Genomic DNA, 16,856 nt, shown 5'->3' on the forward strand with positions numbered 1-16,856 from the left:
ATTCCATTGAACGCTATTCCCCAATGTTACTTGAGAAAAAAGCAACCAACTCAACCTGGGCTTGCAGCCTTTTGTGAACTACATCGTAATTCTTTTCGCTCTATGCGCCTGTCACCGTAATGGAGCATTGTTTCCCTTATTCAAGCGTTTTTGAAGCATACAGAGGATTTGCAACTCTCACTAAATCTCCATATTCTACTTTTAACTCTTCAAATGCTTTCAATACATCGTTAGGAATATCGACGTGTGCAATATAATTTTTCCCATTAGGTCCATATCCATTACTATCATCTAACAATCTCGGAATTTCTCCCATCAATAATGAAATATATCTTTCTAGTTCCCACATACCCCAAATATCTGACGGCTCAATTACCAATTTTTCATTTTTGATGACAACCCTAACCTTATACGAAGCAAAATTTATTACTTCAACTTCTGAATCGTGGAGATATTTACGAAAACCAGCATCCATTCTACACTGCATTGTCGCGTCTTGAACAATAATAATATTGTTTAGGCTAAGATTATTTTGTTTTATAATATCTAATGCGTAAGTGATGTTATTTCCACAATTCGTTGAATTACGCTCAATCAGTATGTTGTCAATATCATACTTTCGTTTCATATACTCGCTCATAATATCTGCTTCCATTTTTCCCGTAGTTACTATTTCGGGTAAAATACTATGAATAGCTCTACGTAAACTTTCTGTGGTGTGTCCTTCTCCACCAACAATCATAAAATTTTTGGCAATATTGTTAGATATGGCTTTACCTACTACGTCACAACCATAGGCTATACTAGCACCGAATAATATGAGTAAATCCGCTTGTGAAAATTTATATTTTTCTTCTAGAGCATCACTGGTTAATGTGTCTATATCTCTTATTCCAAGAAAGTCACTTATTAAATTTATGTTATCTGCTATTTTATATAGTTCCATTTATTGACCTCCATAAGTAAACGACAATCTTTTGTTTCTATTGTAACATTTTCATCAAACTGCCCAATAACAATTAAAAATCATACCTACTGTCTTAATCTTTTTTATCAAGTATCTTTTGCAAAGTTGAGTTAATGTTCAATAAAGCCATGAATACGAATCCGAGCATAATAAAAGTTACGATTTCCCCTGTGAAAATAGATACTACGGCTAATAATACAGCATATAATCCATTTAAATATCCGTTATTCAAAAATCTCAATTTCACACTCTCCTCAAAAGATAGATAAACATTTCGTTTGTTTTGAACCAACATTCTTCATAGTCGAACAATCCGTTATTCAATCCACTGTCTTGGTCCCACAGTATGGAAAAGATGCTGTCTTTCATGATTTAACGCATCTTCAATGCGCTTACAAGTGAAATCACTAATCGGTTTAGGAAGTTCATCTCTAAAAAAGAATTTGCATTCTAAAATTTCAGGCGAGCTTGGCTGAGGTATTTGAATAGCATCGTTATTCGCAATAAAAACAAAATGATGCATGTCATAGTTTGGGTCGTAGTATATGCCAGTTAATTGCCCAATCCCGACTTCTAACCCTACTTCTTCGTGAACTTCTCTTTTGGCAGTTTCCTGCGCTGATTCATTTTCCTCAGCTTTTCCTCCAGGCAAATCCCAATTATTTTTGCCATAGCTATGTTTTACCAATAATACATTCCCCTCAGAATTTAAAATAACTGCTGCTGCGCCAATTAATTTAGGCAATGTGATGCCCCCTTATGAATAGTGACTACTCAATTATAGACTGAAAAAAGTGGAAATAGTTTTAAATTGACTACGCTAATCTCCCTTTCATCAACGAAACAAAGGAGCAGCTGCCATGTGGCGCTCTGCTCCCTCGTTAATTAAATTAACATTCCTCATTAATCTAACATTGAATTGTTTTCGTCAGCCAGACTAGTGCTAAAGCCAGTCCGCCAAGTCGGGTATAGCGGTTTCCAACCGTATTCCTGCCGGGCCTTCCTATTCGATGCCCCTCGCTCCCAAGCGTTGCTATTTGAAATAGTTTCAGGGGTAGGTGCTCCTAAAGCTTGTGCCAAAACCGGAAGCCAGTCAGATCCTCTTGCTGGTTCGTCGTCCACAATGTTTACTGGTCCTGAAGGCCATTGCAAGGCCAAAAGTGCTGCCTCAGCGGCATCTTCCACATGAAGAAATGAAGTGACCCCTTCAGTAGCAGGAACCTGTCTTTGATGTATTTGCTTTGCCATAAATCCATTACGCTCGTACCAAGTGCCCGGGCCGTAGAACATTCCATAGCGTAAGATTACATTTTGCGGTATTTTTGATACAGCATTTTCCAAAGCTAATATGCCATCAATCGTTGATTTACGGGGTTCCTCGGCCACTACATGTAAGGATTCTTCTTCAGTTGCCGGTTTCTCTCCTGGTTCATATGCCCAAGAGATGCTTTGAGCGATGATGCGTTTGATACCAACTGAAATAGCAGCATCTACCAAATTTTGTGTACCATCTTTACGTATCCTTGTATTATCAGAAAAATTACGATTACTCAAAGAAGTCAATTGATGAATGACAACCTCGGGTTGAGATTCTTCTAATGCGGACCGTATTGACTCACGATCAAAGACATCAGCAATTAATGCTTTTGCTCCCGTATTCTCGATGATAGCTTTCTTACTCTCACTTTGCGTGATTCCAATGACTTCATGACCTGCATGAATCAATTTCGGAAGCAAGATACGTCCGACAGCTCCAGTAGCTCCGGCAACTAAAATTTTCATGAATGTCCCCTCCCAATAAACGTGCTTTGTCTTCTACCTGTATTCGAGAAAATATTGAACAAACCTGCTCATTCGGTCAACAAAAAAAGCAGCCGGCTGCCACTTCAAATGAAATAGAGCCCAGTAGTTCCTCGTAGAGGAGAAGGGAATCGTTGGAGGAGTTAATTTCCCTCCGTAGTTTAGCTTGTTAAGAGCCCCGAGGGAGCGAATTTTGGCGGTGGAGAACACCTAACGCCGCTAAAAATTTAGCGTTACTGAGACATTTGGCGAGAGGGCATCCTCATTGGGAGGTAAGCTGGCTGGCCAACTTGGAGGAACTGCAGGGCGTTATTCTAACAAATTAAGCCCGTTTCCGCGTTCAAGCGGAACTACAGGGCCTTATTTGACCGGCTAACCCGATTTTTTTAAGAAAACGGACAAATAGAGGACGTCAGTCCCCCTCAACGTGAAGAGGGCCCTATTTCGATGAAATAGGGCCCTCTAGTTCCCCTCAGGTAGGAACCGCTGGAGCGATAACAGCGACTGTAACAGCTACGTTGTATTTTGCGCAACCATTTGTCCGTAAATGGGCCTCACTTTGTCTCTATATTGCACTTCATACAACGATTGTTGCATTTAAACCGCTTACAATTCACCATTTGCAGTAATTGGTTGTATGATGTGCAACGAAAGACCGCAATCGCGGTCTAACCAAAAAAATTCAAGAAAAGGCCCCTCGCGGAGCCTTTCTTTATACCAGTTGAGTCTTTTTCAAATACGCCCGCCAAGTAATGCACCATTGTTTCGGATCGTCAAGCGACGACTCATCATTCCGATGGACCGTACTGTTATGCGGAGCTGTCCGAACAATATCCGGTTGTGTGTAAGCCTCATTTGAAATATGCTCCAGCGCATGAATGTATTCGTCGAGATCCTCTTTGGAATACGATTCTGTCGGTTCCAAGGTAAACGGCTGCTTCACGATATACGGGTGATGGGACGTCCAGTAGTGCAGGCCGAAATCACACATGCGGCGAGTGATATCTTCTGTCGTGACACCTGTCTCATCAGTAAGCTGCTTCCAGCTGTAGCGAACCTGCTCGAGGCGGCGTCCTTTGATATAAGGTGCGCTTGCTCCGCGGATTTGCAGGATTTTGTGATACAGATAATTGTTGTTCAGAACCGCGATTTCGGCAACTTCCTTCAGTCCATCTGGACCGAGGCTCAGAATCCAAGCGTAGGAACGCAGAACAGTCTGTGCCACCCCGTGGAAGCTGCGGACTTTGCCGATGCTGTCTGCCGTCTGATTCTTCAAAACATAACGACCATCGACACAATCGACAAGCGGTCCAGGTAAAAAGCGTTTCAATTCTTCACTAACGCCTAGTGCACCAGTCGCTGGCCCACCGCACATATGAGGAGCTGCGAAAGTCTTATGCAGATTGAAAAAGCACATGTCGAAGCCCGCTTCCTTCGCTCTCGTGATGCCAAGCAAGCCATTGGCGTTGGCTTGATCGTAGAAGCAGATTCCGCCCGCTTCGTGGACTATGTCGGTAAACTCGCGGATTCGGTGGTTATAGATGCCCGTATCCTCCGGGTTCGCAACGACAAAACCAGCTGTTCGCTCGGATATAACACTCTTCAGCTTCTCGATGTCTGGGAAGCCATCTTCATCAGGATGCAATGTGATGATTTTGTAGCCTTTAACTGCTGCTGTCGCTGCTTGAGAAGGGTGAGAGAAAATCGTTGTAATAATCTCATCCCGCTGATCCCCTTCTCCCCGTGAGTCATGATAAGCACGAACGATGGAAGCCATCGCTAGCAAGGCTTGCGTTCCGCTGCTCGGTTGGAACGAGAAGGCATCCATCCCGCTGATCTCCCGCATGGCAAGGTCCAGCTTATAGAAAATCTCCAGCATGCCTTGAACGGAATCGGCCTCCTGCAAGGGATGCAGCTCCATGAGATGTGGCGTACGGATAAGCATTTCGTTGATGCGAGGAATATACTTCATCGTACAAGTGCCTTGTCCGATCTCAACATTCAAATCGGAACCAAGTGTCTCTTGCGATAGGCGTAAATAATGCCGAAGGACCTTCGCTTGGCCGATTTCGGGTAAAGCCGGCGCAGTTCTACGCTTCATGGAAGAAGGAATACGTCCTATTCCATTCCCCACCTCAGCTGTAATACCAGCCTCCGTTCCCGGCGGAATGACCCCACGCTCACCTTGTCGGTGAAGTTCAAATATAACTGGCTCATCCCATTTGGCTTGATGAAAATTACGGACTTTATGGTCTCTGCGAATTCGTTTCATGGCGTTCCATCCTTTCTATTTATGTGGATCACGAATGGCGAACAATGGTTTGAATGGTGTCAGCAAGACGATCAAGATCAGCTTGCGAATGAATTTCAGTAACGCAATAGAGGGCACATTGTCCCCAAGCCGGGAAAGAACCGGACAAATCTTTACCTCCGAATATTCCCGCTTCAGATAGGCGCGCATTAATTTCAGCAACGGTTAGGCCCGTATCGTTGAAATCAACAACAAACTCCTTGAAAAAGGTTGTTTCTGCGAACCGCAGGGAAACACCTGGAATGCCGGAGAGTTTCTTGGCCGCATATTGCGACTTCTGCATGATGGTTTCGCCGACTTCTTGCATACCGGTTGGCCCTAGCAAGGATAGATAAACACCTGCTGTTATGCCCCATAATGCGGTCTGGGTACCGACGGATTCCTTCCCTTTCTCACGAAGCGCGAAGGATGTACGCTCATAGGCTACATCGCCGAAGCCATATTCGCCTTCAACCTCTGTTGGCACGATGCCGAACAGACGAGAAGGATATTCCATCACATACGTCTCTTCGTCGCGCGTCGCGATAAATCCGGCTTGCCCACCGCCGTAATTCATATGCATCCCGAGCGGTTGCAAATCGCCACAGACGATATCTGCACCATACTGGCTTGGAGGTTGAAGAACGCCGAGCGAGATGGGGTCCACGCCAACAATAGAGATGGCCTTCACGGCATGAGCAAGACTCGAAATCTCTTGTCCTTGGTCTTCGATGATCCCAAGGTAACCGGGATTCTCGAAGTATACTGCAGCAACCTCGCTGGATAGCTTGCTGCGTAAATCATTTAAGTCCATTTTGCCGGTTGCTTCATCAATTTCAATAAAGCGCAGCTCCATCACAGGCGTGCAGTAGTTGTTAATGATCATAACCTTGTCGGGGTCGACCGATTTGGGAAGTAGTGCAACACTGCGGCCGGTAATGCGGCCCGCCATTCGAATCGCGGTTGATGCCGCTTGTGCCCAATCAAAAGTAGGAACATTCACGACGTCCATATCAACCAATTCAGCCATTAAACTTTGGTATTCGAACAGAGTTTGAAAACGTCCGTGATCTTCATAAGGTTCACCGGCATACGCAGTAACGAACTCAGAACGTTGGTTGATTTCATCACAGACAGCCGGAATGAAATGCTGCCAGCAGCCTGCTCCGAGGAAGTTCAAATAAGCAGCGCCATGCTTGTTTTTGGCGAGCAGGCCATCGATATGGCGGCGCAGCTCATATTCCGTCATGGCTGGCGGGAGGTTCATCTCCCGATTCAGCTTCAAGCTGTCCGGAATGGCGTCATGAAGTTGTTCGATCCGGGTCAGGCCTATTTCCTTCAGCATCGCATCACGAACCTCAGGTACGGTATTCGGTATATAAGGATGGGCATAAGTTCTGTTATTAGGCATAGATAACGCCTCCATTCGTCATACTTTTAAAAGTAGATTAAAAAACTCGATTTCATAGATTTTTAACAGCCATTCTTGCCGGATGCGAATCGCCCTTAGGCAATGCCCCCGCCATCCACAACAAGCACGCTTCCCGTTACCCAGGCAGACATGTCACTCGCCAGAAATAGGACCGCATTCGCGATATCTCGCGGTGTGCCAAGTCTCTCCAGCGGGCGGCCGCCGGCCGAGGCGATTAGGAATTCGGCCTCATTTCGCTGCAGCTGCTTCGCCTCATCACGCAGCAGCGGTGTGTCCGTATCGCCTGGCGATACACAGTTCACACGAATGTTGGCGACGCCATGATCGATAGCCATAGCCCGCGTTAAATTCACAACGCCAGCTTTGGCAGCACAGTAGGCAGCAGCTCGGTCGCCGCCTTTCAGTCCCCAACCGGAACCGGAGTTAATGATGCTGCCTCCGCCATTACGTTCCATAATCGGAATGATAGATTTGGACAGCAGATAAACGCCTTTTAAAGAGACATCTATGACTAAATCCCAGTCGCGTTCTTCCAGTTCAACGACCGTTTTACGGCGAATAATCCCAGCATTATTGAATAAAATATCAATTCGTCCGTGTGCGGCATCAATCTCTGCTGCAACACGCTGGCAATCTGCGGAGGAAGACACATCACAGCGGTAGAAACTCGCTTGTCCTCCTTGCTGTCTGATGCCATTAACAGCCTGTTCGCCTTGCGCATCGTTAATATCCAGAATAACGGAATACGCGCCAAAGCTGGCCAGCAGTTCAGCAGTCGCAAGGCCGATCCCTGAGGCACCGCCGGTCACAACCGCTATTTTTCCCGATAAGTTTAAAATGTCATGTGTATGAAGCATGGTTTGTATCCTCCTCTTATAGCTAATTCACTTCAGATTTCATTAGATGGCTCAACCGCTCTGGTGAGGTATCTTCGGATAAATAGGGTTTAAGCAAAATCCTGAAACGGAATTCTTCTGATGTGACTGTGTTTTCCGGGGACTGAGCGGGTCCACAGCTGTTGCTGCCTAGACCATTCTGCCTGTAATCCAAGTTGAGTGTAATGTAATCCCGTGGAACAAGTTCACTAGCATGCTTGGCTGCTTCTATGTCAGCGTCGGTATAACGCCGTGCACTGAATTCAAGTGTTGGTGCTCCTACCGCGAGTAGACCGATTCCGGCACCGTCAGTGATGGATACCCACCTTACATCGGTCCGATTGCCATTTTCCTGCGGATAAATATAGGGGGTGAAAAGTTCATCTACGGACCCCGTATACACACCAAACCGCCCTGCTTCTTTGCTGTCGGAGTAGCTCTCGCCTGGACCACGTCCATACCATTTCACAGCATCCATGTCACCCGGTATCTCCATTTGGAGTCCAATCTTCGGGAGCATGGCCGGCGGCTTGCCTTCTGGAACACCGTGCACGTCGATTACAATAAGACCTGAGCCGGTTATTGTGTAGGTCGTTTCACATTGGAAGCCCCAATCGAAAACAGGCGGTGCAATGCGGGATTTCCAAGTGATACGAATCGTCCCTTCGTCCAACCGCTCCCAGCGGCAATCATCGAATCGTTCGGTGAGTCTATTGAGATGCGCCTTGTACCAGTCAGGGAGGACATACATATCGTTATCAATCGGCGCACGCCAAAAATGAAGACGCGGCCCCGAGTTCAATAACTCATGCCCGTTCATTCGCAGCGAACCTATTCCTGCACGCCGGGTATCGAATGCGATTCGGAATGAATCGTTTGCAAGTATGAGCTTGAACCCTTGCTCTGCGCAGGATAAGCTCCGTTTAGTCGGACTAGCTGCCTCATAAGCAGACAAACTAGTGTTAGCTCCGATATTTCTCGCTTGTTCACTGTCACCAACTGCTGCTAAAGCAAACTGCGCCCAAGCTACCTCATGTCCTCGCTCACCCCAGAGACAATCTGCCGCAAGCGTGAAGCCGATATTCAACCAGCGCTCCGCATATTGCTCCAATAAAACGAGTTGCAGATCTGCCTTGACAGGAACATGGATCTCTGCACTTTCACCTGGGCCAATTCTTGGCAGAACAAGCATGCCGCTTTGGACTGTCCGCCCCTCTACCGTCACACTCCAATCAGCACAGAGGTGATCTAATGTAATAAAATCATAGCGATTTATAATGCGTATGCGATTATCTTTTATATACTCAACCCTAACAGGCTCAATAATTTTCTTATATTCTATTAAACCTGGAGAAGGTGTTCGATCAGGACGAACAAGACCATCGATGACGAAATTGCTGTTGTTCGGCACATCGCCGTAGTCCCCGCCGTAAGCGTAGTCGACTTTGCCATCCGCCGTTTTTCTGCGGATCCCGTGGTCGATCCATTCCCAAACGAAACCTCCTTGCAGTCTTCGATAAGCATCGAAGATATCGAAATACGGCTTGAGTCCGCCTGGACCATTCCCCATGGCATGGGCGAATTCGCATAAGATATGCGGTTTAGGATGATCCACCAGCTGACCGAAGCCAATCATTTTTTCAACCGAAGAATACATGGTGCTCACAATATCGCACACTTCCGCTTCGCGGTCTTCTTCATAATGGATGAGCCGGGTAGGATCCGCTTGTTTGCACCAGGCCGACATCGCACGGAAGTTGCAGCCGAAGCCGGACTCATTGCCTAGTGACCAGAACAGGACAGAAGGATGATTCTTATCCCGTTCCACCATACGGCGCATGCGATCGACATAAGCTTCCTGCCAGGCGAGATCATCGCTTAACCGTGATATATTGCCCAAAGGCTCGAAGCCATGCGTTTCCAAGTCGGTTTCTTCCATGACATATAAGCCATATTCGTCACAAATATCGTAGAACCGCGGATCATTCGGATAATGAGCGGTTCTGACCGCATTGATATTATGCTGTTTCATCATCTTCACATCTTGAATCATGGTCGACACCGTCACTGTGCGCCCCGTATCTGGATGGTGGTCGTGCCGGTTTACGCCTTTTAACATGATGGCCTTGCCGTTCACCAAAAACTGGCCGTCCTTCACTTCGATCTTGCGGAATCCAACCCGCTGGGCCACTGCCTCCACGACTTTATCGTTCTGATCTATGAGACAAATCGTCAAATGATAGAGTGTTGGAGCTTCAGCGTTCCAAAGCACAGGCTTCGTAACTGGGATCGAAAACGATATAATCGAATGATCCACACCGCCGACTTTGATATGCTCTACAGCCGAAACAACAAATGCGCCTACATGATCTAGCAGTTGGAGCTGGAGTGCCGCCCCCTGCAGACCATCGCCATGCAGTTCAACTTGAACAGATAAAGTTGCAACGCTATAGCTCGCGTCCAATTCGGTTACGATACGATAGTCCACGATCCGCATCGAAGATGGCTCCGAAATCAAATACACATCCCGGAAAATACCACTCATATACCACATATCTTGGTCTTCCAAATAGCTGCCGTCTGACCACTGATAGACGCGAACTGCCATACGATTAATTCCCTGCTTAACATATGGCGTCAAATCAAACTCTGACGTCAATCGGCTTCCTTGGCTATAACCAACGAATGTCCCATTGACCCATACGTGAAAGGCACTATCCACGCCGTCGAACTTCACGGCCAGTTTTCTACCGTCCCAATGCGGTGGGAGTTCAAACTCTCGCACATAGCTGCCTGTCGGATTATCGTTAGGCACATGCGGAGGATCAACCGGGAACGGATAATATAAGTCCGTATAATGCGGATTTCCATATCCTTTCAGCTGCCAATGGCTTGGTACTTGAATCTCATCCCAGCCCGACATGTCATAATTTTCTAGGTAAAAATCTTCCGGCGCCCATTCAGGCCCCTTCGCATAATGAAACTTCCAGCGGCCATTCAATGAAATGAACCAAGGGGAACTCCCTCGGTCATAGCTCAAAGCTCCTGCCGGGTTGGAATGTGGGATGAAATACGCACGGCTCTTCGCGCGATTGCGCTCCAGTACCGCAAGATTATCCCAATCACGTGCTGCTTTCTCGTTGCGCATCGTTGTCTCTCCTCTCAAATCTACCCCTTAATCCCCGTACCCGCGATGCCGCCAACAATGTAGCGCTGCGCGAAGAAGAATACAGCGAGCGGCGGAATGGATATCAGGCAAGTTATTGCCATAATAGACTGCATATCAACGCCAAACATTCCTTTGAACTGCGACAGTCCAAGTGTCAGCGTATATTTTGATTGATCATTAAGGAAAATGAGCGGTCCCAGATAATCGTTCCAACAGCTCATAACTTGGAAGACACCGACTAAAATGAGCGATGGTCCCATAAGCGGAACAATGATTCTCATAAGAATGGCAAACTTATTTGCCCCGTCAATCGTTGCTGCCTCATCCAGTTCGCGAGGAAGCGTTAGAATGAACTGTCTCAGCAAGAAGATAAAGTAAGCCGAACCGAACCAGGACGGAACAATAAGCGGTTTAAGCGTATTGATCCAGCCCAGGTAGTTAAACTCCATATACTGCGGGATCATGGTTACTTCCCAAGGGATCATCATCGTAGCAAGCACTATTAGAAACAACAGATCGCGCCCTTTAAATTGGAATCTTGCAAACCCATAGGCTACGAGCGTACAGGAGATCAGTTGGCCTAGCGTTGACATCAACGTCACGATAACGGTATTTTTCAGAAATAGATTAAAAGGCTGTATCGTCCATGCATCGGCGAAATTGCTGAACTTCCATACGGAAGGAATCCATTTGGGTGGGAAAAGGTACAGCTCAGCAGGTGATTTCACTGCCGTTGTCACCGCCCAGAACAGCGGAGCGACGAATAACAGCGAGCAGATAATCAACATCGTGTAGACGATGATCCGTTTCATGCTGACCGCCTCCTTCCGCCGGATTTCACTTTCTTCTGTGATTTTTGCTTCATTTCGCCTTCATAGAACACCCAAGCCTCGGATGACTTAAATACAAGGAATGTCAGACTTAGGACAATAAGGAACATGAACCATGCGTTAGCCGCGGAATAACCCATTTTAAAAAACTTAAAAGCATTCTCGTACATATACATCGCATAGAAATACGTTGATTTCAGCGGACCGCCTCCGGTGAGCAGGAGCGCAAGGGTCAACTGTTGAAACGCCGCGATAATGGACGTAATCAGATTAAATATAATGGTCGGGCTGAGCATCGGAATCGTCACGCTGAAGAATTGTCTGAGCTTACCCGCCCCATCGATGGAAACAGATTCGTATAGATCCTTCGGTATCCCCTTGAGTCCTGCTAGAAAAATGAGCATCATCGAGCCTTGCCCCCATAGACTGGCAACAACCATCGCTACAAGTGACCATTGTTTGCTATTCAACCAGTCTGGGCCATTGACACCGATGATCGACAGAAAATAATTCAGAATGCCATAATCGCCGCTGTATACCCAAGACCAGATCATAGCTAGAGCCACGCCTGAGATCACGGAGGGCAGGTAGAAGGCAGTTCGAAATATTGCACTGCCGCGAATTTTCTGATTGAGTAGAATCGCTAATCCAAGAGCAACTGCTATATTTAGCGGAACAAACAACGCTGCGAACTTAATCGTCACCCAGAACGATTTCCAGAAGAGCGGGTCTTTTGTAAACATATCCACATAATTGCCTAAACCGATAAAGCGAACTTTACCTACAATCGGCCAATCGAAAAACGAAATAATTAGCGAGAATAACAATGGCCCTAAAGTGAACACCAGGAACCCGAAGATCCATGGGAAAATGAAGAGGTAGGGAGCTACCCCACCCCAACGTGGTTTTCTTCTAGGCTTGAGGCTGGCCATTGGTTTCCCTGCGTTTACTTGCTGTGGGTAGGTTTGAGCCATCTCCCTAACCTTCTTTCTGTAGAAATCTTATTTCAAATAACGCTCGCTGTCTTTGACAGCTTGATCCAGCGCATCCTGTGCATTGCTGCCAAGCACGATAGCTTCTACGGCTGAAGATAGCTGACGGTTTACTTCATTCCACTTTGGATTAAGCAGGAAAGCCGGCGAATTATCCGAACGCTGCAGCATCGTGTAGAATGGCTTGTACAGAGGATCCTGATCCTTCTTAAGCTCATTGACAACACTTACTCTGACCGGTAAATCCGCTACGCGCATTTTGATCGCTTCATTGGAAACATAATACTTAATAAATTCCCAAGCGAGATCCTTCTGTTTCGAATCCTTCGCGATGGATAGGGCAGATTCAGCAATCACGCCTTTGACTGGTTGACCTGGAAATGCCGGCATCTCTACTGTGCCTACATCAATCCCTGCTTCCTTGAACGACTCCAACGGCCAAATTCCGCTTTCCCACATGGCAATTTTGCCGCCTTTGAAAATGTCCTCGCCACTTTGCTGTCCTTTACCTCCGGTCAAAACGGCCGAACCGTTCTTGATCATATCGCCGAACATTTGAATGGCTCCGGCTGTTGCTTTACTGTTCATAAACCCATTTATCGTCTTGCCGTCATTAGATATATAAGAGCCACCGTTACTCCATACAAACCCTTGTAGATCGTACGTATCGTTATCCGCTCGAATACCGAAACCATACTGTTTCTTGGCTTTATCCGTCAGTTTCTTGGAGATTTCCTGGAAATCGTCCCATGTCCATCCGTCCTTCGGATAAGGAATTTTGGCCTCATCAAACATCTTCTTGTTGTAATACACAACCCGAGTCGTGAAACCAGCCGGGATTCCATAGAGCTTGTTATCAATCGTTGCGTAATTGAACAACCCTTTGTAGAAATCATCCTTCTTCAAGTCCTTGTCCCCGTCCGCGTAGCTGCCCAGCGGTTCAAGCGATTGATGATAAGTTGGGAAATCCCACATGTACATCACATCCGGAGGATTCGTAGCGCCGAAGCCCGCAGCCAGCTTCTGGTCGAAACCGTCGGCGTATGCTTCTACCTGAACCTTCGTCCCGGGATGGTTGACTTCGAACTTCTTCGCTATATCCTGCTCGATCTTCAAAGCATCCCCGGTATCCCATGTAGCGAATCGCAGCGTCTTCTCTGTGGCAGCATCGTTACTTTTCGCCGGTTGTGTCGCTTGGCTAGTCGTACCCTCATTAGTACTGCTGCATGCTGAAAGCGTCGTTACGGCCATTGCCGTTGTAAGAACAATAAGTGAAAGTTTCTTGTTCATTTTGTCAGCTCCCCTCTCTGTGAATGAGTAGATAATAATTGAACCGCTTTCATCATAACTAAAATGAAAGCGGTTCAAAACCGATAACTATTCGAATGTTTGAGCGTTTTTGTTCGATTCACCGAGATGGGTGTCCAGATGTTCGGAGTGTGCCGTCCTTATGTTCGGCGCGGTACTGGCTTGGCGTTTGGCCTGTGCAGCGTTTGAACCATTTGCTGAAATATTTGCTGTCTCCAAGCCCCGTACGCTCTGCAATCTCCTGCATCGTAAGGGGCGTATCCTTTAATAATCCGTAAGCAAGCTTAAGCTTGCGTTTGTACTGAAATGCCACGAAACTATCTCCCAGCGTCTTCTTAAAAATAATAGAGAAGTGACTTCGGCTGAGCCCAACCTGACTCGCCACATCGCTGACTGACCACTCAGCCGCTGGGTTGTCATGCAAAAGCTTAACAGCTTTCCAAATCGGCTCCGGCCAATCTTCAGCCGTTACGCCATAGATTTTCTCTATTTCCGCTGCTTTATGCAGCGACAAGAACGCATCAAGACGTTCCTCAGCGTTTATAAGCGGTCCTTTTTTAGCCCACTGCAGCTTCGCGTTCTCGCTTTTTTTCTCCACAAGCAAGCTCTTCGTTGCATTCAGATGAGATTCGGGCACCAAATAGTAGCAGCGCTCATCCCCATAAGGAATGACTGCTCCTTTGCAAAGCTGGCGATCTTCTTCCAGCGATTCCTTTAACAGTTGAAGCCACGACGCTTCACATCCGGAAATCTTGATTAAATAGACATAAACCGGTTCACCCTGGAAAAACCACGCATCATGCGTTCGTTTCTCCATCTCCTGAGCAAATTTGTCATTGTGTCCATTCAGCCAGGCATAGAGCAGGGTACCCAGACGCTCATCATCAACGTCACTGCCAACTGACTGGGCAGACGCCGTTGCCGAAGGAGTCATCGCAAGATCATGTTGAAACTTCGCCAGCATGCCTTCCAGCTCTTCATCCTCGAAGGCGGTTTTGAGCAGATAACCAGCTGCTCCAAGCTTTATTCCCTGCTGCGCATACTCGAAATCCCTGTGACAGCTGAGCAGAATGATCTTCGTGTCGGGAGCTGTTTCCTTGACGCGTCGTGATAGTTCTATTCCGTCCATTTCGGGCATCACAATGTCGGTAATAACAACTTGAGGCCGATGCTCCAGGAAAGCCTCCCAAGCTTTGCGGCCATTCGAGGCGTCCGCCACCACTTCCATGCCGTATTTCCCCCAAGGAACCGTGGAACGAAGTCCTTTACGGACGATGCTCTCGTCATCTACGATCATTACCTTAATGGTCTTGATTGTTTCCATGCGGACTCTCCTCCTTCTTAGGCCATTCTATGATTATCGTTGTCCCTTCACCTTGGATAGATTGCACGGTCAGCCCATGCTGCAGGCCAAAATGCAGCTTGAACTTCTGGTCTGCATTTTGCAGACCAAGTCCTCCCCTGCCCTTGCGTTTCGTCTCGTTTGGCCGAAGCAGCTGCTTGAGCTTTTCCGCAGGAATACCTGCTCCATTATCGGTTAATGAAAGGTGTAAATAAGTGCCTTCATCCCAAACGGTTAAACGGATCACGCCTTTGCCGTCTTCAAAGCCATGGAAGAAAATATTCTCGAACAACGGCTGCAAAGTCATGCGGGGAATTAGATAGCTCTCAAGCTTCTCATCACAAGATAGTTCATATTCGAATTCGGGGCCATAACGGACCTCTTGGATTTTCAGAAAATGCTCAATCATCCGCAGCTCGCGGCCAAGCGGTATCAGCTCCTGCGAGATATCCAGATTGCCTTCGAGCACCATCGTTAGATGGTACAGCATTTGGCGGATATCCTCCGCTCCCTGAAGCCTGGCTTTCCATTGGATGGAATTGAGTGTATTGAAAAGCAGATGCGGGTTAATTTGATAATGAAAAGCCTTCAACTCCGCTTCCTTCTTGAGCCGCTCGCTCCTTTCAACCTCGCCGATCAAAGTCTGGATGCCGCCGACCATATTGTTAAAGCTTGTATCCAAAATGCCCAGCTCATCCTTCGCTTCAACCGGAGTCCTCGTATGCAGCTTCCCGAAGCTGACCTTCTGCATCGCGTCCTTCAGACGACGTATCCTCGCGGTTAATCGGGTAGAGAATAGATACGCAAGCCCGAAGGCCAGCAAACATGAAGCAACAGCCACCATAATCGTATTCGATCTTATAATGCTGGAGGAACGATAAAACGACTGGGCAGGCAATCTCGCCTCGATCGTCCATTGATTTGCCGCAAGTGTTTTGTTCCATACAATATCACTGGTTTGCGACGTGAAGGCAGCTGTCGTCTCATAGATAATGCGACCCTGCGGATCTGCTATGCGGAGATGAGCCTTCGTATCATTTTCGAACAGTCTGAACATATGAAGCAAATCTTCCGCATTTTCCTCGATAAGAATTTTGCTGCCCCGGAGCGCGCCGTATGGATTGTTAATCGGCACAGCTAGGCCTAGAACCGTCATCCCGGAATCTTCGGATTCCTTCATTCCATGATTCTGAGCATAGAATCCCAGCCAGTACTTGCCTTTATTGGCGTCCGACATGGATTGCCAAGCTGGAATGCGGCTCAGCTTCGTCACATCAAGATTATTTTCTCCATAATAGTAGCCGGAGCTGGTGATAATGTAGATGCCTGTCGTCCGATCGGTTTTAAGCGCTTTCAGAAGGACTTCGAAATCATTCTTATCCATAATTTCTTTATAGGTTGTCGGAACCTGATCCCCTAGATCAACCCTCGCAGGATCAAGTAAATAGGAATAAACGGTCTCTGTCGTCTGATTCATCCGGTTCAAATAAGAGCTCATCTGCTGATCCAACTGCGCCACAGCATTCTCTCCGTATTTGCCAAATTGAGAATTAATAACCTTCGCAGATTGATAATAAGACAATGCCCCAAGCGAGAGCAGCGGAATAATCGTCACAATAAGAAAGCAGAAAAGCAGCTTGGTTAGCATGCTTCGATAATAGCTAGACAAAAGGCGGAAGTTGAATCGCTTATGCAAATAACCTTTGATGATTGCACCCTCCTTCCAGCTTCTCTGAAAAAACTTACTCTTAAGTGTAGCATGGAACAGTTTCAGCGAACAATGTATCTTCCATCCATGAAATTCGGATCCCCCGAAACTGGAAAAGCACCTCCCCTCTGTTCATTTTGTAA

At 46.9% G+C, this 16,856-nt stretch carries 12 protein-coding genes; all 12 read right to left on the reverse strand.

The window, feature by feature from the left end; translation table 11 throughout:
* Nucleotides 1-136 precede the first annotated feature (136 nt).
* The 12 genes from ACKTT9_RS20265 to ACKTT9_RS20320 all read right to left on the reverse strand — a co-directional run bounded on the left by ACKTT9_RS20265 (nt 137) and on the right by ACKTT9_RS20320 (nt 16,653).
* The gene (locus ACKTT9_RS20265; protein ID WP_407867321.1) at nt 137-946 is read right to left on the reverse strand and encodes an ElyC/SanA/YdcF family protein; all 810 of its coding nucleotides are present in this window, start codon (nt 944-946) and stop codon (nt 137-139) included.
* Between the two features lie 337 nt (nt 947-1,283).
* A complete protein-coding gene (locus ACKTT9_RS20270; protein ID WP_407867322.1) occupies nt 1,284-1,712 on the reverse strand; it encodes an NUDIX hydrolase in 429 nt (142 codons plus the stop codon).
* A gap of 158 nt (nt 1,713-1,870) precedes the next feature.
* Nucleotides 1,871-2,749 carry an NAD-dependent epimerase/dehydratase family protein gene (locus ACKTT9_RS20275; RefSeq protein WP_407867323.1) on the reverse strand — a complete coding sequence of 293 codons (879 nt, stop codon included), beginning with the start codon at nt 2,747-2,749 and terminating at the stop codon, nt 1,871-1,873.
* Between the two features lie 730 nt (nt 2,750-3,479).
* Complete coding sequence (gene gcvPB / locus ACKTT9_RS20280) at nt 3,480-5,039, reverse strand: aminomethyl-transferring glycine dehydrogenase subunit GcvPB (protein WP_407867324.1); 1,560 nt, start codon at nt 5,037-5,039, stop codon at nt 3,480-3,482.
* A gap of 28 nt (nt 5,040-5,067) precedes the next feature.
* A complete protein-coding gene (gcvPA, locus tag ACKTT9_RS20285) occupies nt 5,068-6,468 on the reverse strand; it encodes an aminomethyl-transferring glycine dehydrogenase subunit GcvPA (RefSeq protein ID WP_407867325.1) in 1,401 nt (466 codons plus the stop codon).
* Between the two features lie 95 nt (nt 6,469-6,563).
* The gene (locus tag ACKTT9_RS20290) at nt 6,564-7,346 is read right to left on the reverse strand and encodes an SDR family NAD(P)-dependent oxidoreductase (RefSeq protein ID WP_407867326.1); all 783 of its coding nucleotides are present in this window, start codon (nt 7,344-7,346) and stop codon (nt 6,564-6,566) included.
* A gap of 22 nt (nt 7,347-7,368) precedes the next feature.
* Entirely contained in the window at nt 7,369-10,512 is a 3,144-nt protein-coding gene (locus ACKTT9_RS20295) for a glycoside hydrolase family 2 TIM barrel-domain containing protein (RefSeq protein WP_407867327.1), read from the reverse strand.
* Nucleotides 10,513-10,532: 20 nt separating this feature from the next.
* Complete coding sequence (locus ACKTT9_RS20300) at nt 10,533-11,345, reverse strand: carbohydrate ABC transporter permease (protein ID WP_407867328.1); 813 nt, start codon at nt 11,343-11,345, stop codon at nt 10,533-10,535.
* Complete coding sequence (locus tag ACKTT9_RS20305; protein WP_407873084.1) at nt 11,342-12,295, reverse strand: carbohydrate ABC transporter permease; 954 nt, start codon at nt 12,293-12,295, stop codon at nt 11,342-11,344. Before ACKTT9_RS20305 ends, ACKTT9_RS20300 begins: the two co-directional genes overlap by 4 nt.
* 69 nt (nt 12,296-12,364) lie before the next feature.
* Entirely contained in the window at nt 12,365-13,645 is a 1,281-nt protein-coding gene (locus tag ACKTT9_RS20310; RefSeq protein ID WP_407867329.1) for an ABC transporter substrate-binding protein, read from the reverse strand.
* Nucleotides 13,646-13,763: 118 nt separating this feature from the next.
* The gene (locus ACKTT9_RS20315) at nt 13,764-14,987 is read right to left on the reverse strand and encodes a response regulator (RefSeq protein WP_407867330.1); all 1,224 of its coding nucleotides are present in this window, start codon (nt 14,985-14,987) and stop codon (nt 13,764-13,766) included.
* Nucleotides 14,965-16,653: a sensor histidine kinase gene (locus ACKTT9_RS20320; protein ID WP_407867331.1), complete on the reverse strand. Its 1,689-nt coding sequence runs from the start codon at nt 16,651-16,653 to the stop codon at nt 14,965-14,967. The genes ACKTT9_RS20315 and ACKTT9_RS20320 overlap by 23 nt, the downstream gene beginning before the upstream one ends.
* Between the last annotated feature and the right edge of the window lie 203 nt (nt 16,654-16,856).

It is taken from the genome of Paenibacillus sp. P36, from assembly GCF_045866505.1.
Lineage (GTDB): Bacteria > Bacillota > Bacilli > Paenibacillales > NBRC-103111 > Paenibacillus_E > Paenibacillus_E chondroitinus.